Raw genomic sequence first — 22,126 nt, 5'->3', positions numbered from 1 at the left:
GCTTTCTATCCAGTATTTTTCTTTAAATCAACCCTCAAGTCACTTTCGCCAGATTATTCCGGCAGTTTCAGGTAAGTTCCCTCACCCAGGCCGAGTTTCAGCGCAGTTCCGGCAGGCAATTCCAGCACATATCTGGCCGGAGCTTCAGAAGGCAGGCTTTCGGTGCTGAACGGTGTCGTATGCGCATGGGTATTGATCCAGGAGCCGTCATCCGCAAAAAAGATGATATCAAGGGAAACATGCGTATCTTTCATCCAGAAGGCCCTTGGGGCCGCTTCGGGAAAAACAAAGAGCATCGCGTCCCCTGCCCCGAAATCCTCCCGCCACATGAGCCCGTGCGCCCGTTCCGCTGGTGTATCGGCAAGTTCTGCCGCTAGCTGATGCTGCCCTTTATCGGTATTCAGTATGAGGGTAATCGTATCCGCGGCACCGGCGGCAGCCGAAAGCAGAATCCCGACAAAAGCAAGCCTAACCGTGCGCAACATAGATCAATATCAGCAGCAGCGTCAGCACCCCAAGCTGAACAAGTGCCGCCGGACCTGGTATCACCGGCCCTGCCATCGGCAGATGCGAAAGATACCGCACGCCTGCAATAATTGTTCTGGCTGACCGGATGACCAGCCCGTCGAGACCTTGCGCAAGCCTCAGCACCCCGCGCATCACCGGCCCGAGGATCATCGGCGCAAGACGGCGATAAAACCAGTCGGCGTTCAGCACAGTAGAACGGATTTCTGGCGGATAATAACCCGATCGCATGAGGAAAACAAAAGCGAGCATGGCAAATATCAGCACCTGAAGCTGCCCGACGATATGGCTGGCATCATAGGGCTGGTAGTCGATGGCGAAGGGCAGTATCTGATAAAACAGCTGTGGCAATACCCCAATGCCAATACAGAAAACACTCGCCAAACCCATGGCTATCAGCATATTCACCGGCGCCTCTTTAACGTCATGGCCACCATCATGTCCAAAGAAGGTGAAATATGGAATCTTTATACCCGAATGATGCAGCACCCCGGCCGATGCGGCAAGGAGTATAATATAAATCACAACAAGACCTTCATAACCGGTGGCCGACATGATCAGCGCTTTGGCCACAAATCCGCTAAACAGCGGAAAGGCCGAAATCGACATCGCCCCGATGATACAAAATACCATGGTCATGGGCATGCACCGGTATAGCCCGCCAAGTTCGGACGCCTTTACCGTACCGACGCGATACAGCACCGCCCCCATCGACATGAACAAAAGGGATTTGTAGATAATATGGGCAAACGCATGCGCCACCGCGCCATTGATCGCGAGTTCGGTTCCAATACCTATTGCGACGATCATGAAGCCTAACTGGTTATTGAGGCTGAACGAAAGAACCCGGCGGAGATCATTTTCAATAACTGCGAAGAAAACAGGAAAGGCTGTCATGGCTGCGCCAATCCAGATGAGTTCCGGCGTTCCGGCAAATCCGCGTGCCAGCGCATAGATCGCCAGTTTAGTTGTGAAGGCTGAAAGCATGACCGTGCCGATAACCGTGGCTTCGGGATAGGCATCCTGCAACCAGCCATTAAGAAACGGAAATGCGGCCTTTATCCCGAAGGCAAGGAAGATGCACCATGTGCCGACGGATCCGAGCTCCATCGCACCAAACCACCAGCTTCCGGTTTCCTGCCAGAGAAAAGCCGCCCCTGCAATAAGCAACACACCTGAAGCGACTTGGACGAGAAGATACCGCATGGCGGCGTTCTTGGCCCGCTCTCCACCCGACGCGAGGATGAGGAATACCGACGTGACCGCTGTGGCTTCCCACCAGATAAAGAGGCTGATAAGATCGCCTGCATGCACCGCCGCTATCGCTGCCCCTGCATAGGCAAGGCCAGCGGTATGTTCCATCGGTTTTCTCTCATGCCAGCCATAAATTACATTGAGCGCGGCGGCGAGATGAAAAATCACCCCGAATGGAAACGTCAGATTATCCGCATGGTGAAGGATGAGATGCTGGCCAAGAACCGGTACTATCCAATGAAAACCTTCGCCGGCGGAAAGGCTCATGGCGGACAGGGCTATGGCCCCAAGCATGACAATCTGGCGAATATGATGAGGGATAAACGGCACAACAAATGCCGCCAGCATCATAACCAATCCGGGAGTGAGATCAATCATCGCCATAATAATCCTCACTCCGCATGATAAATTTACGCAAAATGATTCCGCCAATCACCACAAAAACGGACGACCCAAAAGCATAGAAAGCCGGAAACAGCGGAATATCCTCAAGATTGGTTTCACCATGACGGTGAACAATAAATTCCAGAACGATGAGCAAAACACCAAGGCCAAAAAGAATGAGTGTCATCCACGCGCCCATCTCCTTTAGTCGAATACTTGTTTCCGTAATTTTTTTCATGGCGAGACCATCATCTGGCTGAAAGGGGTCAGGTAACCGATGGCAAAGAACAGCACCAGGCTAAGTATGGCTGTCGCGACCGGCGGCAGAACGGTCAGGATCGGGCTGTCTATCTTGATCTCGGTGTTTGTGGGGCGGAAAAATGCCCGGAAGACCGGCTCAAGGAGGTAATACACATTCAGCAGGGATGATATCGCCAGCACCGCGACCATCACCGGCATTCCGGCCTCGATGGATCCCGTCATCAGCATGAATTTGGACCAGCTGCCTCCCATCGGCGGAATACCGATGATCGAAAGCGCCCCGAGGAAGAAGGCAATAAAAACAAGCGGCATCCTCGGCCCTAATCCATCAAGTTCGGAAATCTTTGTCAGATGCGCGCCCACATAAATCGCCCCGGCACAGAAAAAGAGGGTGATCTTGGCGCTGGCATGCATCACGATATGCACAACCCCGCCCTCGACCGCCGATGATGTCGCCAGTGCCGCACCAAGCACAATATAGGAAAGCTGGCTGATGGTGGAATAGGCAAGCCTTGCCTTCAGGTCATCCTTGGTGATCGCCACGATCGATGACGCGAGGATGGTAAACCCGGCAAGCCACGCGAGCCACTCCGATGCACCTGTTATCCGCAGAAAATCTATCCCGAAGATATACACCATGACCATCAGGATGGTGAATACCCCTGCCTTGACCACCGCAACCGCGTGGAGCAGCGCTGAAACCGGCGTTGGCGCCACCATGGCCGCAGGCAGCCAGCGGTGGATCGGCATCAGGGCCGCCTTGCCGACGCCAAAGGCGAAAAGCGCCACCATGGCCGCGGCATATTCAGGCGCAAGCCTGCCCGCCAGTACGCCGCCTTTGGTGAAATCGAGTGTTCCCGCCACCATCCAGACCCAGACGACCGCCGGCAGCAGCAGGATCACTGATGTGCCGACCAGTATCCCCATGTAAAGCCGTCCGGCACGGATGGCTTCCTGGCTTTCCTTATGTGTAACAAGAGGATACGTCGAAAAGGTCAGAATCTCATAGAAGATAAACAGCACCATCAGATTGCCGGACCAGGCGATCGCCATGGCCGCATGCACCGCGATGGCATAGCAGACCGCAAACCGTGTCTGGTGCTTTTCATGATTGCCGCGCATGTATCCGGTAGAATAGAGCGCGGCCGCAATCCAGAGGCCGGAGGCAACGCATCCGAACACCGCCCCGAGCGGGGTGACACGGAAACTGATCTCAAGCCCTTCGGCAATCGTGACCAGTACGAGTTCGGGCGTGTTTCCTGCCAGAACATCCTGCGCCACGGTCAGGGCCGCGACAAAGCTGATAACCGCCCCGAGAGGCCCGGCGCCGTCACGCCAGTTCGACCGCACGGCAAGCCACGGGATCAGGATTGCCACCACCAGAGGGGCGAATATTCCAACCCACATAGCCGTCGTGACATCCATCATGATCCGGCTCCTGCCATCAGGGCGGCGGCGGCGGCTTCAGCCGATGACGTCACCAGGGTTGCATCAATCCCGAACCAGATATTGGCAAGCGCGATCAGCCATAGCGGCAGGTAAACGGCTGGATTCTCCTTTATGATCACACCATGCGGAGCAGGTTTCATCCACAAGGCCTCCATCATTTTCCAGAGATAGATCAGCGAAAGCGCGCTCGACAACAGCACCAGCGCCGCAATCATCCAGTAATCGGATGCGATGATCGCCAGCACAAGATAGACCTTGGAAATGAACCCGGCGGTCAGGGGCAGACCGATCAGCGAGAGCCCGCAAATCGTCAGGGCCGACGCGGTAACAGGCATGAGCCGGCCAAATCCCTCGATCGTACCGATCCCGGCCCTTTTCCCAAGCGCGAGCGCGATCGCTCCCACCGCCATGAACATCCCGCCCTTGATCAGCGCGTGATTGGCGATATGGATGAAACCGGCGCTGATACCGGCGCTTGTCCCAAGCCCGAAGCCAAGCGTGATATACCCGATCTGGGCAATCGACGACTGGGCCAAAAGCGTCTTGAGGTCACGCGCCCAGATGGCCAGAATAGTGCCGACAAAAATCGCCATGAGCGATACCGGCAGCACCACCCATTCAAGCATGAGATCCACGATCTCGCCGAGATCATGAAACACGGTGAAGATCAGGCGGCCCAGCACATAGATGGAGGCTTTCGTTGCCACCGCGGCAAGCAGGGCAGAGACGGCCGTCGGCGCAAATCCATAGGCGGCTGGAAGCCACATATGCACCGGAAATACCGCGGCTTTAACGAAAATCCCCGCCACCATGAACGCCATGCCGACATATACCGGCGCCCGCGACGTTACATCAGGCAGGCGTTCGGCCAGGTCAGCCATGTTGAGCGTGCCGGTCATGGCATAGAGAAACCCGACCCCCATGACGTAAAATGTCGCCCCGACCGCGCCGATCACGAGGTAATTATAGGCCGCGATAAGGGCACGCCGGTCTTTCCCTGCCCCCATGGCAATCAATGTCACCGCCGAAAGGGCGGAGATTTCAAGGAAGACAAAAAGATTGAAAGCATCCGCCGTCATCACCAGACCAAGCAGCGCACCAACCGTCAGCTGCCAGGCGGCATAAACACGGGGAATATCACCCTTTGCAATTTCATTTTCTATCAATGGCTTGGCGTAAATAGTTGAAGCAAAGGCCAAGCTTGAAATCACCACCGTGACAAGACCGGATGCCCCGTCGGTCACGAATTCAATCCCCCAGGGAGGCGGCCATCCGCCAAGCGCATAGGAGATCCTCTCCCCCCCGGCGGCGGCTTTGTTCAGCCATGCGGCGATCAGGCTTGTCGCGGTGCTGGCAAGGGCCAGCATCCACGCGAGATTGGCCAGACGTGCTGGCATGACCGCTGTGACCGCCGCCATAAGCAGCGGCGTTACGACCACGAGTGCCGGAAGATTTTCGAAAAACACACTCATTCGGCCCTGCTCTCCTGGTCTTCTTTCGTCTTCATGGCAAGAATTTCATCTTCCTCGATGCTGCCGAAGGCTTCACGGATGCGGAGCACCAGCGCCAGCCCGAGCGCCGTTGTCGCAACGCCGACCACAATGGCCGTCAGGATCAGGACATGTGGAAGCGGATTTGAATAGAGAACACCGCTTTCGGCGCCATCAGGAACAATGATCGGCGCCGTCCCGCCCGCAACCTTGCCAAGGGAGATATAGAACAGAAACAACGCGGTCTGGAAAATGCTGAGACCGATCAGTTTCTTGACCAGATTCCGGCGTGAAATCACGATGTAAAGTCCGGTCATCATCAACATGACAAAGACAAGATAGTTCCACTGCATCAGGAGTGTTTCAAGCATCAGCCATCATCTCCCCTCCCGGCACCGTTAAAACCGGCAAAAGCATAGTAGAGCCCCAGCATGACGCTGGTCACCGTGACCCCCACGCCCAGTTCCACCAGCAATATCCCGTAATGCTGGCCATGGGCCATGTCATGGGCAAGAACACTGTAATTGAGATACGCACCACCAAGAATGAGGCTTGCGACACCAACCCCGCCATAGATCATCACGCCGACGGCCATGAGCACGGCAACAATCCCGGGCGGCGCAACTTTCTTGACATCCTTGAGCCCGAAAACAATTCCGTAGAGAATAAAGGCCGCCGCAATGATCACCCCGGCCTGGAACCCCCCGCCGGGCCCGAAATCACCATGAAACTGGACATAGAGACCATAAAGAATGATCGGTGCAAACAGGATCTTGGTTGTCGTGCGGAAGACAGGATTGGATTTCATCACTCGCCCTCCTCCTCACGGCGATCATCTTCCGCCGCATCCCGGGTCCGGCCCGCGAGCAGCAGCAGCACCCCGAGACCGGCGGCAAAGATCACGATGGTCTCGCCCAATGTATCAAACCCGCGATAGCTGGCCAGCACCGTGGTGACGACATTGGGGATATGAAGGACGTCATTGCTTTCCGCGAGGTACCGAGGCGCCACATGCAGATGGACAACCGCATCAGGTGCCCCGAACGGCGGCAGGCTGAAAACAGCCACCACCAGCATCCCCCCGGCGATGAGGCAGATCAAAAGCGGAAGAGCAACCTGCACCCTTCCTTCCTTTTCCTCGGCAGGCAGGCGGGCCATGGCCGCGAGCAGGAGCACGGTTGAAATGCCGGCCCCGACCGCAGCTTCGGTAAAGGCCACATCCACCGCATCCAGATTGACGAACATCGCAGCAGAGATGAGCGAATATGCCCCCGCCATCACGATCGCCGCAAACAATCGGCGGGTGCGCAAGACAAGCACCGCAATGACCACCATCATCGACACAAGGAAAATATTGATCAGCAGCACGGTCACGACTTTTTCCCCTTTTTGCTGGTGGAAACGGTCAGGTCCCTGCCCTCGGGCTTGACCCCGCATTGCCTGGCAACAAGGGCGATGGCATGCCCCGAAATGGGGCTGGTGAAGAAAAGAAAAACACCAATGAGCAAAAGCTTCACCGTCACGAGCCATGACGGTGAGATAAATATCATCCCGAGGATCATGAACGCCACGCCGGCGGTATCCACCATCCCCGCGGCATGAATGCGTGAAAACACATCCGGCATCCGGACAAGACCGAACGCCCCGATCAGGATGGCAAGACTGCCGATGGCAAAGCAGATAGCGGCAAGGATGAAAATCACGCTATCCATTATCTGTCCCCTAGCGTGCCGGTGCTGAACAGTTTGAGCACGGCAAAGGTGCCAATGAAATTCAGAATGGCGTAGAGAACCGAAATATCTACAAATTCAGGGCGTCCCATGGCAAATCCATGCAGCGCTATGCCGAGGATGATCATCGTGCCGATACTGTTGACCGCCAGCACCCGATCAAATGCCGTCGGCCCGAGCGCAACCCGGATCAGCGAAATCAGAATTGCCACCGCAAGGGCGGCGAGAGCGGCAACAGCGATCATCCCGCACCGCCTTCCGTTATGCTCATCCGGCGGTCCATCTCACCTGACCGGACGTCATCGCCGAAACTGCCATCAAGCGCATGCACCAGAAACCCGGTCTCATCGATATCAACCGTCACCGTGCCCGGGGTCAGGGTGATGGAATTTGCATAAGCCGCAACACCGGCTGGCGTCTTCTGGCTGTAGGGGACATGGAAAATTTCCGGATCAGGCCTGTTCCCCAGAATGACTCTGGCCGTGGCGATATTGGACATCAGAATTTCACGGAAAAGCCAGATCGAATATCCGGGCAGTCGCTTGACCATGTGAAGGGGGAGGCCTTCGGCATCGGCGGCATTGATCCTTTTTGCCATCAGCACGGCGAAAGCCACGCTCACCACGCCGAGCCCGGTGACCAGCACCGTGTAATGGCCGGACATCAACAGCCAGAGCAGCATCAGGATGACAAAATGAAGACCGGTCCTCAACATGATAAATACACTGCCCCCTATCCTGGAAGCATTCTAAACGGAAAATTCATCATTACAATACCGATAGCCCTCATGCGGAACGATTTTCCTGATCAATCCATGACGCCTGCGTTGTGCTCAAGCCCGAATCTCGATATATTTAAAGTTAACCGGATATTAAAGGGAGTGAAACCATGGCCGAGAAAACCGTCACAAGACCAAGCGGCGTACCTGAGGAAAACGTCTATGATGGCATGCATTGGACTCTGTACATCGCCATGATTGCCGTCATCGCCACGCTTTATGTCATGGTGAATGCTGGCTGACCTGCGGATGGGTTATTCCGGTGATACGGAAAACCGTGCAAAGGCCATCAGCGCAAGGACCAGTGAAAGCGGAAAGCCTATCACCAGAAATAAACCGATTGTCGGATCCATAACCAAATATCTCCCTCATTCGTTTTCTTTATGTATTAGTATACCGGCCCTGCCTTGGCTAGCCCAAACATGAATTTCGGGTGAACAAATTGGGAAAGAGGATGTCAACGCTCATCATGGCCGCGCCGAACGGTGCCCGCAAAACCAAAGCTGACCACCCCAATCTGCCGATTACCGTCGATGAAGTTGTCGCCGAAGCCCGCGCCTGCCGTGAGGCCGGGGCCGCGATGCTTCACGCCCATGTCCGGAACAGGGATGGGGCACATGTTCTTGATCACGGCCTTTACCGGGAGCTTCTTGACGCCATGAAGCGTGATGTTCCGGATATGCTCTGCCAGATTACCACCGAAGCCGTTGGCGTGTTCACCCCGAAAGAACAGGCCTCCTGCCTTCTTCAGGTCCAGCCTGCCTATGCTTCAGTGGCAATCCGTGAGATAACAGCCGATCAGTCACCGTCGGCGATTGATTTTGCCCGGAATGCGCTGGGCGATGCGGTGGCAAGCGGCACAAGAATTCAATATATTCTTTATGATATCAGCGATCTTGAGCTTCTGCGCCAGCTTCACGCGCGCGAAATGCTGCCTGACCGCCCGCTGGATGTGCTCTATGTTCTTGGCAAATACAATCCCGGCTTTGTATCAAGCCCCGAAGAGCTTGATCCGTTTCTTGCGGCGGACAAGGGCTTCATCCGCTCCTGGATGATCTGTGCCTTTGGCCCAGAGGAATATGATTCCATGCTCAAGGCCGCGGCTGCAGGCGGCCATGCGCGGGTTGGTTTTGAAAACAATCTCGCCCTTAAGGATGGCAGCACGGCCACGTCAAGTTCGGCCCTTGTTGCCCAACTGGCAGAACGCCTCACCCCGAAATCACCTGCCGAAGCCGCCCGGCTTTTCGCTTGACCCGTCCCGACGACAAATTCCGAAAGCAATTCCTCCTCAGGCGTTGAATTCCTTTTCCTTCAGCCGGACGAGCGCGGCAAGGGCATGGTTAACCGGTGCATCCATACCGACTTCTTGTGCAAGAACAGGCACCATCCCGTTGAGGATATCGATCTCCGAAGGTCGCCGGGCCAGATGATCCAGCGCCATCGAAGGCCGGGCTTCCCCCAGTTTGTCCGCAAATGCGGTGACATAGGCAACCGGATCATCATAGGAAAAGGCAACGCCCTTTGCCTTGCCCACGGCATAGGCTTCCTTGCCGCAGGCAAGAGCCATCTGCCAGAGTTCAGGTTCAGCCCGCAACTCGGCGATATTCAGGCCACTCACGGTGCAGGCTGCGCTCAGCGTGACATTGCAGACAAATTTCTCCCAGATCAACTGGTCGATATCACCATAGGATTCAGCCGGGAAACCAGCCCCTGTCCAGATATCGGTGATGGATTGCAGGCGTTCGGTCATGCCGCCGTTATATTCCCCCAGTCTGATCCGGGTCATCCCGGAATGATGGGCATGGCCGGGCGCTTTCAGCGATGCCCCGAACCCTTCGGCAACGCCGAGAAGAAGGCGATCAGCCGAAATTTCCTCCGCGGCAATGGCGCCGCTGCCGAACCCGTTCTGGATCGTCAGAACAGGGGCAGCAGATATGCCTTCCCGGGCAATCTTGCGCGCCGCCGCCCTGACCCCGGATGCCTTTGTCGCGATGATATAGAGATCGGCTTCAGGGAGGTGATCCTCCGCCCCGAGGGCGGTGATATTCCCGGCCGTATGATCACCGGAAAACCCGCTGACACGAAGCCCGTTCTGCTGGATTGCCTTGATATGATCCTGCCAGATATCAACAACCGAAACCGCCGCCCCGGATTTGGCAAAAAGTCCTGCATAAACAGAGCCCATGGCCCCTGCCCCGATAATAACAATCATGACCCAACACCTTTTATTTCCCTGATGAAGGTTGGCGTAGCCTTTCCCTTAAGGCAAGCAAAAACCGGCCCATTATGGGCCGGTTCGAGGGGGACTGCCTTGATATGATCAGGATTGGCGGGTGAAATCCGGGTAGGATTCAAGCCCGCATTCGGAAAGGTCAAGACCGCTCACCTCATCCTCTTCCGAAGGACGAAGCCCCATGATGGCTTTCAGCACATACCAGATGATAGCTGAGGTTACGGTGACAAAGACCCCGATGGCGATGATGCCGGTCAGCTGCACACCGAAACTGGCCCCGCCTGAAATACACACGGCAAGCGTGCCCCAGATACCGGCCACAAGGTGAACCGGAATGGCCCCCACAACATCATCAATCTTGAACTTGTCCAGGAGAGGAACGGTGATCACCACCAGGAGAGCCCCGACACCGCCGATGAAAGCCGAAAGCATCGGCGTCGGCGCAAGCGGTTCGGCCGTGATGGCAACCAGCCCGCCCAGTGCGCCGTTCAGCGCCATGGTCAGGTCGATCTTTCCATAGAGGATTTGCGTTGCGAGGATGGCAACCACGACACCGGCGGCAGCCGCGATATTCGTATTGACGAAGATATTGGCGATAGCCGCGACATCCGCCGCCGAGCCCATGGCCAGCTGGGAGCCGCCATTGAAGCCAAACCAGCCGAACCAGAGAATGAACGTCCCCAGTGTCGCCAGCGGCAGATTGGATCCTGGCATGGGGCGGATACCCCCGTCAGCTGTGTACTTGCCTTTGCGTGCGCCGATGATGATCGCACCGGTGAGCGCGGCCCAGCCACCAACAGAGTGAACGATGGTGGACCCGGCAAAGTCACTGAAGCCCATCTCACTGAGCCAGCCGCCACCCCATGTCCAGGAACCCTGAATAGGATAGATGATCCCCGTCAAAACAGCGGAGAAGATAAGAAATGTTGTCAGTTTGACACGTTCGGCGACGGCACCTGATACGATCGAGGCGGCGGCGGCGACAAACACCATCTGGAAAAACCAGTCCGAGGAGGCGGCATAATCCGTGCCATCCCCTGTATATCCGGCATCGGTTATGGACGCATCTGCAGGCGACCAGGGCAGCACCGTGCCAATATAGCCCGATACATCCATATACATGAGGTTGTAGCCGCAAAGCCAGTACATCAGGCCGGCGATGGAATAAAGACCGATATTCTTGGTGGACTGAACCGTCGCGTTCTTGGACCGTACGAGGCCGACCTCAAGCATGCAGAATCCAGCCGCCATGAGCATGACGATAAAGCCATGCACCAGAAAGGACAGGCTGTTGAAAATGAAAGCTGTTTCGGCATCCGGCGCGGCAAGCGCTGGAAGCGGGGCCAGGATCACGCCAAGACTGGCAGGACCGGCGAATTTGGCAAAACGTGAACGTAACATCGGGGGTACTCCTTGAAAAAACGTGCTTATAAAGCAGCCTGACCAGTTTCACCTGTCCGGATCCGCATGGCCTCGCTGAGCTCAAAGGTGAAAATCTTGCCATCGCCGATACGTCCGGTTTTGCAGACATCGGTGATCGCTTCGGTGACCTTGGCCGCGAGCGTTGCTTCAACAGCCAGTTCAACCTTGATTTTCGGCATGAAATCGATGGTGTATTCCGCGCCTCGGTAGATTTCGGTCTTTCCCTTCTGGCGTCCGTACCCCTTGACTTCGGAAACGGTCATGCCTGAAACACCAATTTCACTGAGTGCCCGCTGGATATCCTCGATCCGGCTGGGCTGAACAATCGCAATGATGTATTTCATCTTGGGCTTTCCTTTCTCTGTTTAGCCTGACGGGGGTCAAGCACATTTTTCTAATACCAGCTTGAAGTGATATGTAATTCTGCTAATTTTGCAGGAAGGTGATGCATTTTTTGCATCACACCATATCAGCACATGGAGTTGCCGGAATGCGGGCCTTGATCAATCTGAAATATGTTGAAACCGTCGGCCGCGAGGGATCTATCCGCAAAGCTGCGGAAAAGCTTGCGATTACGTCAACGGCGCTGAACCGCCGCATCCTCGCCCTTGAGGAAGAGCTTGGATACCCGCTTTTTGAGCGCCTGCCGTCAGGGGTAAGGCTGAACACGGCCGGCGAGATCTTCGTTGATTTTGTCCGCCGCCAGTTTTCCGATCTTGAACGCGTCAGATCCCAGATGGCGGATCTTGCCGGCATGCGCCGGGGTCATATCCGGATTATCAGCTCACCTGAAGCGCTGAAAACCTTTCTGCCGGAACAGCTCGCCCTTTATCGGGATCAATATCCGCAAGTCACGTTTGAGGTCAAACGCGCCCACGGAGCGGAAGCCGAAACCGCCCTCACCCGGATCGAAGCTGATATCGCGCTGACGATGGAACCTGTCCAATCACCGCAATTCAAGGTCATGGCAACGGCACCGCAGAAAGTCCATGTCCTGATGGCGGCAGATCATCCGCTTGCCGGGAAGAGTGAAATGCGCCTGCGGGACTGTATCGGATACCCGGTTATCCTGCCGTCAAAGAGGAACGGCATACGCCAGCTGATTGATCTCAGCCTGCTGATCACTCCCCTGCCCCTTGCCGTGGTCGGGGAAAGCGACAGCCTCGATTTTCTCCACACCTATCTTGAAAAGGAACATGCCCTGTCCTTTCAGGTTCCGATAGCGGTAAAGGCAGGCGGAGAAAGCAGGCTCCGCGCGATCCCCCTCAGCGAGCGGGATGTCAAACACGGGGTGCTGCATGTCGGGCATCTGAAGGACCGCGTTCTTTCGGTTGCGGCATCAAAATTTCTTGAACAGATCATCACCGCGCTTGCGGCAACCTTCCCTGAAACCTCCTGATCCGGCAGATCACGTGTCGTCTTTGACGATATTTCCGGGCCTGACCGTCAGCAAGAAAAGAAACACCAGTCCGGCAAGACAGGAAAGAACAACCATCGCCTTGAAATAGATCGCGCTGCCCATGAGAAACAGCATGCCGCCGACACTTGGGCCGATGGCATTGCCCAGCGCCCGAGGCGTCGTGATCCAGCCTTTTGCCCTGCCATAGACCTCCGCCCGAAAATACATATTGGTCACATAGCCGAAAGATACCGTCAGAATGCCATGCCCCATGCCGAAGATCATCATGCCCGCCATCACCAGAATGAGGCTCTGGCTCTGCGCCAGCAATATCGAAAACGGGATCATGGCAAAGGCGATAACGCCGGTGTAGCGCGCGTCGAACTGATGCCCGAACCGCATCTCCAGCAATCGCCCCACCACCTGAAACGGCCCATAGAGACTGGCGAGCAAAACCCCTGTCTCCGGCCCGAATTGCTGGCTGAACCATTTGATCCAGAGCAGGGTCGTGCCGGCAAACACCATATATTCAAAGGCGCTGGATGCGGCGAGCGTCACCAGAGCAACCTTTTCCTCACGCGACATGGCCGACCAGCGGAAAGGCTTGACCTCACTTTTCTGCCTTCCGGCCCCGAAATTGATCGAACGGTCAAGGGTACCGGCCCGCATCCCCATGGCAAAAAGAATAACCGCAATCACCGCACAGGTGATCTCAAGCCCGAAATTTGACAGCAATGGCGCCACCGATATCCAGGTGATCGAGCTTGCCACTCCGCCATAGAAGGTAATGTAGGAGATATTCTTTCGCGCCCGGGCCTCGTTCATCTGCACCGCCGCCCCGAAGGCGATTTCATAGGTCGTCATGGCAAAGGCTATCCCGATGGGAATCATCGAGATCACGATCCAGACAAATGAGGAGACCATCGGCAGGATAAGCATTCCTAAAGCCCCGAGGAAAAAGCCATGTTTCATGACCCATAATGCTCCGAGCCTGTCCACGAGAGAGCCGACCCACGGCGCCACCATGGCCTGTATCAGGAGGCATCCGGTAAGCGCCGCGAGGATCCGGCTTTCCTCGACCCCGGCATTGGCTGCAAGCGGCGTCTTCAGGAGAGCAAAGACATAGAACATGAGCCCATAGGCGGCAATCTGGCTGATGCCCAGGGAATGCACGGGCACCGGCAGCGAAAGCCTTGAAGAAGTCTCGGATTGGGTCAATTTTACCAAAATTGTCTGCGGTGATAATATTTCGTCTTATCATGAAACCCGAATGTGGAAAGTCAAAGAAAAACTGAAAATCAGGGCACATCTCCCCCTTCCCCGATCTGAAAAACGGATTTATCTTGGGGCCTGTTGAAAGGAAATTCTGTCATGGCAACATTTCTGGTCACCGGCGGCGCAGGTTTTATCGGCAGCAATGCCGCCCGTCATCTTTCATCCGAAGGTCATGACATCGTGATTGCCGATCTGTTTGAAAAGGATGACAAGTGGCGCAATCTGCATCATCTCGCGCCCCGGGACATCATCACCGCAAGCCAGCTTCCAGGCTGGCTTGCGTCTCTTGATGGAGGTATTGACGGCATCGTCCATATGGGGGCCGTGTCGGCGACAACCGAGCGCGACATCAACCTCATCATTGAAACAAACTTCCAGCTTTCAAAACTTGTCTGGCAGACAGCAACCCGCCTTGCCATCCCGCTGGTCTACGCGTCATCGGCGGCGGTTTACGGGGATGGCAAGGAAGGCTTCAGCGATGATCCTGAACTGATGCCGCAGCTTCGGCCGCTCAACCCCTATGGCTGGTCAAAACTTGTATTTGATCGTTGGGCGGTGATTGAGGCTGAACAAGGCAATGCGCCGCCGCGCTGGGCAGGGTTGCGGTTTTTCAATGTCTACGGGCCGGGCGAAGGCCACAAGGGCAGCATGCGAAGCCTTGTCCACAAATCCTTTTTCGATATCAGCAAAGGTGAGCCCATCCGTCTTTTTCGTGATCATGCAGGCCGGTTTGGTGATGGTGAGCAGAAGCGCGACTTCATCTATGTTCGGGATTGCGCTGCGATCATCGGCTGGCTGTTGTCATCCGGCACCCGAAATGGGATTTTCAATCTCGGCACCGGCGAGGCACGGAGCTGGAACGATCTGGCAAGAGCGGTGCTGGCATTGACCCCGTCGCCGACGTCGATCGAATATATCGACATGCCGGAACATCTTCGCGCGCAGTATCAGGATTACACCTGTTCGGACCAGTCAAGCCTGAAGGCCGCGGGCTGGAACGGAAAACCCACCAGCCTCGAAGATGGCATCGCCGACTATATTTCAGCTCATCTGCTGCCCGGCAGGGTTGACTGAGGATCGATCTCCATCACGTCCATGCCGGATAAATCCAGCCCGAAGAATGGAAAATTTCCTTTCCCGACGTCATCAAACACCTCATAATCATCAATAGTTCACTTTAACCAGGGTAGCCCCGCTCATGAATCTGCGTTTTGGTATCGGCCAGCCTGTCCGCCGTCTTGAAGATGCATCTCTTCTCACTGGCCAGGGCCGGTACACGGATGATCATTTTCCGGGCCAGGGTCTTGCCGTTGCATTTCTTCGCGCGCCTTTTGCCCATGCGAGACTGACCGAACTTGACCTGAGCGCTGCCCGCACCGCCGAAGGGGTGCATCTGGTTGCAGGACAGGCGGATCTCGATGCCGATCAGGTGGGGGAAATCCACTGCCAGCATTATGTCCCCTGGCACGATGGCCGCCCCATGGCAAGGACGACGAAACCGCCGATGGTGCGCGATATCAATCGCTATGCCGGGGATATCGTGGCCATGGTGGTGGCCGATACCCGCCAGCAGGCACGCGATGCGATCGAGCTCATCACCATGGATTTTGAACCCATGGAGGCGGTGACCGATATCTATGATGCGCTTGCGGAAACCGCGCCCCGGCTTTACCCGGAATATCCCGGCAATCTTGCCTTTGAATGGCATGCCGGCCGCCTTGAAGAGGCGAGGCAGGCACTCGCCGAGGCCGAAGGTGAAGGCCGCCGCATCATCTCCGTCGACGTGATCAACAACCGGATCCTGACCAACGCCATGGAAACACGCCCCATGGTGGCCATGCCGCTTGAAGACGGCGAGGATGGGCTCCGGATCTGGACGGGATCGCAGGGCGTTGTCGGCTTGGGCGAACAGATCGCCGCCGCCCTGAACATGGAGCGTGATCAGGTCCATCTCCTGACCGATGATGTCGGCGGCGGCTTTGGTTTCAAGATATTTCTGCACCCGGAGCAGGTCTGCATCGCCTGGGCGGCCCGCAAACTCGGCCGGATGGTCCGCTGGCAGCAGGACCGCAGCGAAGCATTTATCTCTGATCTTCATGGCAGGGATAATCGTTCGGTTGCCCGGGCCGTTGTCAGCGATGAAGGCCGCATCGAGGCGCTTGAGGTCACGGTCCATGCCAATATGGGGGCCTGGCTGTCTAATTTCGGCGTCTATATCCCCACTCTTTCCGGCAGCCGGACCCCGACAGGCGTCTACGATATCCAGATCGCCGGGCTGATCGTCAAGGGCGTGATGACCAACACCCCGGCGGTTGATGCCTATCGCGGCGCTGGCCGGCCGGAGGCGAATTACCTGATGGAACGCCTGCTTGACCATATCGCGCATGAACTCGGGATAGACCGGTTTGAGCTGCGTCGCCGCAACATGATCAAGGCCGAACAGATCCCCTATTCCATGGTGCTTGGCGGCACCATCGATAGCGGCGATATGCCCGGACTTATGGAAGACGCACTTGAAAAAGCTGACTGGAAGGGGGTTGAAACGCGCCGCACCGAAGCCGCCGCTCGCGGCAAGAAACTCGGTCTTGGTCTTTCCATGTATCTGGAACAATGCGGCGGCGGTGAGGAAAACGACATTGAGCTTGAATTCAGCCATGACGGCAATCTTACCGTCTACGCCTCCCAGCACGATAACGGTCAGGCGCATCGCACGACCCTGACCCAGATCGTCTCGCATCATCTGGGCTATGACGTGGATAAAATTCACATCGTTCAGGGAGATTCGCGCCGCACCCCGCGGGGAACAACCGGTGGCGCCAGAATGACGGCGGTTCTTGGCTCAACTCTGGCCGAAGCCGCTAAAACCGTCATCGCCCGCGCCAGCAAGGATGCCGCCGATTTTCTCGAAGTCGAAGGCGACGACATCACTTTTGAAGATGGTGTTTTTTCGGCGCCGGGGACGAACCGGTCCATCTCCATCCTTGAGATGGTGACCGAAAGAGGTCAGGATGGCGAACCCCATCCCTATAGCCTCAAGCAGAGCTACGCCACCAGGGGGGCCAGCTATCCGTACGGGTGCCACATCGCTGAAATCGAGGTGGATGCGGCAACCCTTGTGCCTGAAATTGTGCGTTACACGGTGGTGGATGATTTCGGCGTCGTGCTCAATCCGCTGACCCTGGAAGGTCAGATCCATGGCGGCATCGCCCAGGGCATCGGCCAGGCGCTTTACGAATACCTGCCCTATGATGAAGATGGCCAGCTCCTCGCCGGATCCCTGATGGATTACACCCTTCCCCGGGCTGATCATCTCCCGAATTTCCGCATTTTCACCCGCAACACGCCTTGCCGAAACAACACGCTCGGGGTGAAGGGATCAGGCGAAGCCGGGGCGATTGGCGCACCGCCGGCTGTTATTTCAGCTCTCTGCGATGCGCTCGGGATCGTCCATATTGACATGCCGGCAACGCCCCAGGCCATCTGGCAGAGGATGCAGCGGGAAAACTGAACCTATCACGAAGGTCACGGGGCAAGATCGGTTATCTCGGGGATACCGAAAATGGACGTCGTGTCCTCGCCGTTTTCCAGCCGCTCAAGAACGCCAGCCTCGAATTTCAGCCGCTCTCTTGCCGTTTTCAGCACCTCCGCATGACGCGCCAGCGGCACGACCACAACACCATCCTCGTCACCGATGATCAGGTCTCCGGGGGTGACCGAAACGCCACCACAGGCAATCGGCCCGTCAATCGTCCCGCCCCAGCCCTTGGAAGGTCCAGCCGGGCTTGCCGCAACAGCGAAAACCGGCATATCCCCTTCTTTGAGTTCGGTAATGTCACGCACCGCGCCGTCAAGAACGACTCCCGCAATCTTGCGCCGCCGGGCGAGAGCCGTGAGAATACCGCCCCATACAGCCCGGTTTTCAAATCCTCCCCCGTTGATCACCAGCACCTCCCCCGGCTCCAGCAATGAGACCGCGGCATGGATGGCGGCATTGTCTCCTTCGACGGCATCGACGCATCTTGCCTGCCCGACCAGTCGCATCCCCGGGGCAAGAGGCTTGATGCGGGCCGCCATGACCTGCTGCCGGTTCAGGCTGTCACCGGCTATGGCCGATGGAATATCCTTCCAGGACGCCAGCACGTCTTCGGGAAGCCGCGTAAAACCTGCGGTATATCGCTGAACACTCATCCGTTTTTCTCGCCTGAACCAAAACCTGAACCCGGGCGGGTATATTCCGGTCTTGCCGGCGCGAAGATATCGAAAATGACCGCTCCTTCCGGGCCGGCGATGATACCATGTTCAACGCCACCCGGCGCGACCCAGAAATCACCTTTGGCCACGCTGATCTCCTCCCCGCCCTGTAATCGGGTGGCGCTGCCTTCGATCAGCAGGCTCCATTGCTCCTGTGGATGGCTGTGCAGTTTGCCCCTGGCGTTGGGTTCAAGCCGGACGACGGAAACCATGGATTGGTCCGCCGCAAAAATATGGGTGGTGATCCCCTCAGCAAGTTCACGAAACATCCCTTTTTCAAGATTATTGAGGGAATAGAAAAAATTCTGCTGGTCCGTCACGATCGGCCTCCTCGACGCAAGAAAAATTAACCAAAGCGGCACATTCAGTCATCCGCCATATTCAGTCACGGTACTGGAAATAAAGCGGCTGTTCCAGCACCAAGCGTGCCGAGCAGACCGATAATTCAAGGGAATGAAGTGGCGAGAGTGACGGGACTCGAACCCGCGACCTCCGGCGTGACAGGCCGGCGCTCTAACCAACTGAGCTACACCCCCGCGAAGGGAAAGCCGCCGAAGCAGCTAAAAGGGTGATACGCAACACCACCAGAGGTGTCAAGTATCGAGTTACTTCATTACCGCTTGCCGCAATCCTGAAGTGAATGGTGGGCGGTGAGGGGTTCGAACCCCCGACCTACTGGGTGTAAACCAGTCGCTCTCCCAGCTGAGCTAACCGCCCACGGTTTTCCGTATAGAAGAAAAAAGAATGGCCGGCAAGTCTTTACCGGCCATTCAGGGAAATATCTGCAGATTAGTTGTTAACAGCCTGCTTCAATGGAGCTCCTGCCTTGAACTTCGGCTGTTTTGAAGCAGGAATGGAAATCGTTTCACCGGTGCGCGGGTTACGGCCTGTCGTGGCAGCACGGGCGCTCACTGAAAAAGTACCAAATCCAACAATGCGCACTTCATCACCGGCCTTCAGGGCAGATTCGATGGAACCAACAATACCATCAACTGCTTTTGCGGCATCAGCTTTTGAAAGACCAGAACGAGCGGCAACATCTGCAATAAGTTCGTTTTTGTTCACGGGATACCCCCCATATATCTAAAGGTTTGAAGCTCTAAGCTCTTCAGACATACTACGCAGAAAAGACCTAAATGCCAACGAAAAACGCAAGTTCCGGCCAAATCTCCAACACATTAAACTAGACTAATGCGCTGTAATTGCATCGGCGCCGTCAGGCGTGTCATCCTCATGAGTTACGCTTGCGGAATTCTCGTCATCATCACTCAACGGCACGGGTTGCGATACCAGCGCATGCATCAGCACTTCATCGACCACCGATACCGGAATGATCGTCAGCGCAGATTTGACGTTATCCGGAATTTCAGCCAGATCCTTTTGATTTTCTTGAGGAATTAGTACCGTCTTAATCCCGCCGCGCACCGCAGCGAGCAGTTTTTCCTTAAGCCCGCCAATGGCAAGAACCCGGCCACGCAGGGTAATCTCACCTGTCATGGCCACATCCCCGCGGATGCCGATACCCGTCATCACCGAGACAAGCGAGGTGATCATCGCCACCCCGGCCGATGGCCCGTCCTTGGGTGTCGCCCCTTCCGGCACATGAACATGGATATCGTATTTTTGCAGTTTTTCGGCAGAAATTCCCAGCATGGAGGCCCGGCTCTTGATGAAATATTCCGATGCCTGAATCGATTCTTTCATGACATCGCCAAGCTTGCCGGTGGAACTGACACGCCCCTTCCCCGGCACGGTGACGGATTCGATATTCAGCAACTCGCCGCCGACTTCGGTCCAGGCCAGACCGGTGACCACGCCCACCTGATCGGTGCCGTCAATCTCGCTGTGGCGATACTTCGGCACCCCGAGATAATGCTCAAGATTGTCTTCGGTAATCGCAACGGACACAGCCTTGCCTGAGACGATTTCCGTGACAGCCTTTCGGGCCAGACGTGCAATCTCACGTTCCATGTTGCGCACGCCCGCTTCCCTCGTGTAGCGCTGGATCGTCAGCCGCAAGGCCGCATCGGAAAGGGAGAACTCATCTTGCTTGAGACCGTGATTCTTGATCTGCTTGGCGATGAGGTGACGTTTGGCAATCTCGACCTTCTCATCTTCGGTATAGCCGGAAAGACGGATGATCTCCATCCGGTCAAGCAGGGGCTGCGGCATGTTCAGCGTATTGGCCGTGGTGATGAACATGATATCCGAAAGATCATAATCAACTTCCAGATAATGATCCTGGAAGGTGCTGTTCTGTTCCGGATCGAGCACTTCAAGCAGCGCCGATGAAGGATCACCCCGCCAGTCCGCGCCGAGTTTATCCACCTCGTCCAGCAGGATGAGCGGATTGTTCGTCCCCACTTTCTTGAGACTCTGGATAATTTTGCCTGGCATCGAGCCGATATAGGTCCGGCGATGGCCGCGGATTTCGCTTTCATCACGCACCCCGCCCAGCGCCATGCGGGTGAATTTCCGCCCCGTAGCCCTTGCGATCGACTGGCCGAGCGAGGTCTTGCCCACCCCGGGCGGGCCGACAAGGCAGAGGATGGAGCCTTTGACCTTCTTCATCCGCTGCTGAACGGCCAGATATTCAATGATCCGGTCCTTGACCTTTTCAAGCCCGTAGTGATCTGCATCGAGAATTTCGCGGGCAGCGATAATATCGCGCTTGATCCGGGATTTTTTGGTCCATGGAAGGGAAAGGATCGTGTCGATATAATTACGCACCACGGTAGCTTCGGCGCTCATCGGGCTCATATTCTTGAGTTTTTTGACTTCCGCCGTCACCTTCTGAAGCGCATCCTTGGAAAGTTTGACAACCGAAAGCTTTTCCTCGATTTCATCGATTTCACTGCGGCCGTCTTCGCCCTCGCCCAGTTCTTTCTGGATCGCCTTGATCTGTTCGTTCAGATAATATTCCCGCTGTGATTTTTCCATCTGCCGCTTGACGCGGTTCCGGATACGTTTTTCCACCTGCATGACGCCGATTTCGTTGTTCATCAGGCTGTATATTTTATCCAGCCTTTGCGTCACATCGATCATTTCAAGCAGGTCCTGCTTTTCCGTCAGATTGACCACCAGGTGCGATGCAACCGTATCCGCAAGTTTGCTCGGGTCTTCGATCTGGGCGAGGGAAACCATCACCTCGGATGGGATTTTCTTGTTCAGTTTGATGTAATCTTCAAATAGTTGCAGCGTCGCCCTGCTGAGCGCCGTGGATTCAGCCAGATTATCGCCAAAATCATCATCCGGGAAGGTAACGTCAGCTTTCAGAAACCCGTCGCTTTCGCTGAAATGCTGGATATGCGCCCGGCTGCCTCCTTCAACCAGGACCTTGATGGCCCCGTCCGGGAGTTTCAACAGCTGCAGAACGGTGCCCAATGTACCGGTTTGATAGAGATCATCGGCAACCGGATTTTCATCACTCGCCTGTTTCTGGGCCACCAGCATGATCTGCTTGTCACCGTTCATGACTTCTTCAAGCGCACGGACGGATTTTTCGCGCCCGACAAACAGCGGCACGATCATATGGGGAAAGACAACAATATCCCTGAGCGGCAATACAGGAAACGTCTGAACGCGTTGCGGTTCCGGTCCTTCTGTCATGGCAACCTTCCTTGGCATAACTATCCGTGGTTAGAATGACTTAAGAAGTATTTGGGTACTGGCCAG

24 protein-coding genes and 2 tRNA genes are annotated in these 22,126 nt (G+C 56.0%); 5 read left to right on the top strand and 21 right to left on the bottom strand.

The window, feature by feature from the left end; genetic code table 11:
• Positions 1-53 precede the first annotated feature (53 nt).
• Genes AB8880_05445 through AB8880_05395 form a run of 11 tightly spaced genes read right to left on the bottom strand, consistent with a single transcriptional unit; the run spans position 54 to position 7,808 of the window.
• Complete coding sequence (locus AB8880_05445) at positions 54-485, bottom strand: DUF192 domain-containing protein (protein ID XDZ66834.1); 432 nt, start codon at positions 483-485, stop codon at positions 54-56.
• The gene (locus AB8880_05440) at positions 469-2,157 is read right to left on the bottom strand and encodes a Na(+)/H(+) antiporter subunit D (protein ID XDZ66833.1); all 1,689 of its coding nucleotides are present in this window, start codon (positions 2,155-2,157) and stop codon (positions 469-471) included. Before AB8880_05440 ends, AB8880_05445 begins: the two co-directional genes overlap by 17 nt.
• Positions 2,150-2,401 carry a hypothetical protein gene (locus tag AB8880_05435; GenBank protein ID XDZ66832.1) on the bottom strand — a complete coding sequence of 84 codons (252 nt, stop codon included), beginning with the start codon at positions 2,399-2,401 and terminating at the stop codon, positions 2,150-2,152. The genes AB8880_05440 and AB8880_05435 overlap by 8 nt, the downstream gene beginning before the upstream one ends.
• On the bottom strand, positions 2,398-3,852 hold the full coding sequence (locus AB8880_05430) for a proton-conducting transporter membrane subunit (protein ID XDZ66831.1): 1,455 nt from the start codon (positions 3,850-3,852) through the stop codon (positions 2,398-2,400). Before AB8880_05430 ends, AB8880_05435 begins: the two co-directional genes overlap by 4 nt.
• On the bottom strand, positions 3,849-5,345 hold the full coding sequence (locus tag AB8880_05425; protein XDZ66830.1) for a proton-conducting transporter membrane subunit: 1,497 nt from the start codon (positions 5,343-5,345) through the stop codon (positions 3,849-3,851). The genes AB8880_05430 and AB8880_05425 overlap by 4 nt, the downstream gene beginning before the upstream one ends.
• A complete protein-coding gene (locus tag AB8880_05420) occupies positions 5,342-5,734 on the bottom strand; it encodes a cation:proton antiporter subunit C (protein XDZ66829.1) in 393 nt (130 codons plus the stop codon). The genes AB8880_05425 and AB8880_05420 overlap by 4 nt, the downstream gene beginning before the upstream one ends.
• Positions 5,734-6,171 carry a Na(+)/H(+) antiporter subunit B gene (locus AB8880_05415; protein ID XDZ66828.1) on the bottom strand — a complete coding sequence of 146 codons (438 nt, stop codon included), beginning with the start codon at positions 6,169-6,171 and terminating at the stop codon, positions 5,734-5,736. The genes AB8880_05420 and AB8880_05415 overlap by 1 nt, the downstream gene beginning before the upstream one ends.
• Entirely contained in the window at positions 6,171-6,737 is a 567-nt protein-coding gene (locus tag AB8880_05410) for a DUF4040 domain-containing protein (protein XDZ66827.1), read from the bottom strand. Before AB8880_05410 ends, AB8880_05415 begins: the two co-directional genes overlap by 1 nt.
• Positions 6,734-7,075 carry a monovalent cation/H(+) antiporter subunit G gene (mnhG, locus tag AB8880_05405; GenBank protein XDZ66826.1) on the bottom strand — a complete coding sequence of 114 codons (342 nt, stop codon included), beginning with the start codon at positions 7,073-7,075 and terminating at the stop codon, positions 6,734-6,736. Before mnhG ends, AB8880_05410 begins: the two co-directional genes overlap by 4 nt.
• Positions 7,075-7,338, bottom strand: a complete 264-nt coding sequence (locus AB8880_05400; GenBank protein ID XDZ66825.1) for a monovalent cation/H+ antiporter complex subunit F — start codon at positions 7,336-7,338, stop codon at positions 7,075-7,077. The genes mnhG and AB8880_05400 overlap by 1 nt, the downstream gene beginning before the upstream one ends.
• A complete protein-coding gene (locus AB8880_05395) occupies positions 7,335-7,808 on the bottom strand; it encodes a Na+/H+ antiporter subunit E (GenBank protein ID XDZ66824.1) in 474 nt (157 codons plus the stop codon). Before AB8880_05395 ends, AB8880_05400 begins: the two co-directional genes overlap by 4 nt.
• Before the next feature lie 173 nt (positions 7,809-7,981).
• On the opposite strand from AB8880_05395, the gene AB8880_05390 reads away from it, so the two are divergent.
• Together AB8880_05390 and AB8880_05385 are read left to right on the top strand one after the other, a co-directional pair.
• Positions 7,982-8,113 (top strand): hypothetical protein, encoded by a 132-nt coding sequence (locus AB8880_05390; GenBank protein ID XDZ66823.1) that lies wholly within the window; start codon positions 7,982-7,984, stop codon positions 8,111-8,113.
• A 212-nt stretch (positions 8,114-8,325) separates the two neighbouring features.
• Positions 8,326-9,123 carry a 3-keto-5-aminohexanoate cleavage protein gene (locus AB8880_05385; protein ID XDZ66822.1) on the top strand — a complete coding sequence of 266 codons (798 nt, stop codon included), beginning with the start codon at positions 8,326-8,328 and terminating at the stop codon, positions 9,121-9,123.
• Positions 9,124-9,159: 36 nt separating this feature from the next.
• Here the strand turns inward: AB8880_05385 and AB8880_05380 are convergent, their stop codons facing one another.
• The 3 genes from AB8880_05380 to AB8880_05370 all read right to left on the bottom strand — a co-directional run bounded on the left by AB8880_05380 (position 9,160) and on the right by AB8880_05370 (position 11,870).
• A complete protein-coding gene (locus tag AB8880_05380; GenBank protein ID XDZ66821.1) occupies positions 9,160-10,083 on the bottom strand; it encodes a ketopantoate reductase family protein in 924 nt (307 codons plus the stop codon).
• A 108-nt stretch (positions 10,084-10,191) separates the two neighbouring features.
• Positions 10,192-11,505, bottom strand: a complete 1,314-nt coding sequence (locus AB8880_05375; GenBank protein XDZ66820.1) for an ammonium transporter — start codon at positions 11,503-11,505, stop codon at positions 10,192-10,194.
• Between the two features lie 26 nt (positions 11,506-11,531).
• Entirely contained in the window at positions 11,532-11,870 is a 339-nt protein-coding gene (locus AB8880_05370) for a P-II family nitrogen regulator (GenBank protein XDZ66819.1), read from the bottom strand.
• Positions 11,871-12,016: 146 nt separating this feature from the next.
• Between AB8880_05370 and AB8880_05365 the strand changes: the two genes are divergently transcribed.
• Positions 12,017-12,925: a LysR family transcriptional regulator gene (locus AB8880_05365; protein ID XDZ66818.1), complete on the top strand. Its 909-nt coding sequence runs from the start codon at positions 12,017-12,019 to the stop codon at positions 12,923-12,925.
• 9 nt (positions 12,926-12,934) lie between these two features.
• Here the strand turns inward: AB8880_05365 and AB8880_05360 are convergent, their stop codons facing one another.
• On the bottom strand, positions 12,935-14,152 hold the full coding sequence (locus tag AB8880_05360) for an MFS transporter (GenBank protein ID XDZ66817.1): 1,218 nt from the start codon (positions 14,150-14,152) through the stop codon (positions 12,935-12,937).
• A gap of 144 nt (positions 14,153-14,296) precedes the next feature.
• On the opposite strand from AB8880_05360, the gene rfaD reads away from it, so the two are divergent.
• Positions 14,297-15,274: an ADP-glyceromanno-heptose 6-epimerase gene (gene rfaD / locus AB8880_05355; protein ID XDZ66816.1), complete on the top strand. Its 978-nt coding sequence runs from the start codon at positions 14,297-14,299 to the stop codon at positions 15,272-15,274.
• Between the two features lie 124 nt (positions 15,275-15,398).
• Positions 15,399-17,708: a xanthine dehydrogenase family protein molybdopterin-binding subunit gene (locus AB8880_05350; protein XDZ66815.1), complete on the top strand. Its 2,310-nt coding sequence runs from the start codon at positions 15,399-15,401 to the stop codon at positions 17,706-17,708.
• 14 nt (positions 17,709-17,722) lie between these two features.
• Here the strand turns inward: AB8880_05350 and AB8880_05345 are convergent, their stop codons facing one another.
• From AB8880_05345 to lon, 6 genes are all read right to left on the bottom strand, one after another.
• Positions 17,723-18,388, bottom strand: a complete 666-nt coding sequence (locus AB8880_05345) for an RraA family protein (GenBank protein XDZ66814.1) — start codon at positions 18,386-18,388, stop codon at positions 17,723-17,725.
• Positions 18,385-18,720, bottom strand: coding sequence for a cupin domain-containing protein (locus AB8880_05340; protein ID XDZ67026.1), 336 nt, complete (start codon positions 18,718-18,720; stop codon positions 18,385-18,387). The genes AB8880_05345 and AB8880_05340 overlap by 4 nt, the downstream gene beginning before the upstream one ends.
• Positions 18,721-18,910: 190 nt before the next feature.
• A tRNA-Asp gene (locus tag AB8880_05335) sits at positions 18,911-18,987 on the bottom strand.
• A 105-nt stretch (positions 18,988-19,092) separates the two neighbouring features.
• Positions 19,093-19,168: transfer RNA gene (locus tag AB8880_05330), tRNA-Val, on the bottom strand.
• A 72-nt stretch (positions 19,169-19,240) separates the two neighbouring features.
• Positions 19,241-19,516 carry an HU family DNA-binding protein gene (locus tag AB8880_05325; protein ID XDZ66813.1) on the bottom strand — a complete coding sequence of 92 codons (276 nt, stop codon included), beginning with the start codon at positions 19,514-19,516 and terminating at the stop codon, positions 19,241-19,243.
• 123 nt (positions 19,517-19,639) lie between these two features.
• Positions 19,640-22,060 (bottom strand): endopeptidase La, encoded by a 2,421-nt coding sequence (gene lon, locus AB8880_05320; GenBank protein XDZ66812.1) that lies wholly within the window; start codon positions 22,058-22,060, stop codon positions 19,640-19,642.
• Positions 22,061-22,126 lie beyond the last annotated feature (66 nt).

It is taken from the genome of Alphaproteobacteria bacterium LSUCC0684 (assembly GCA_041228335.1).
Classification (GTDB): Bacteria; Pseudomonadota; Alphaproteobacteria; order Puniceispirillales; family UBA1172.
Note: the sequence above shows the minus strand (reverse complement) of the source record. Positions and strands in the feature narration are given on the sequence as shown.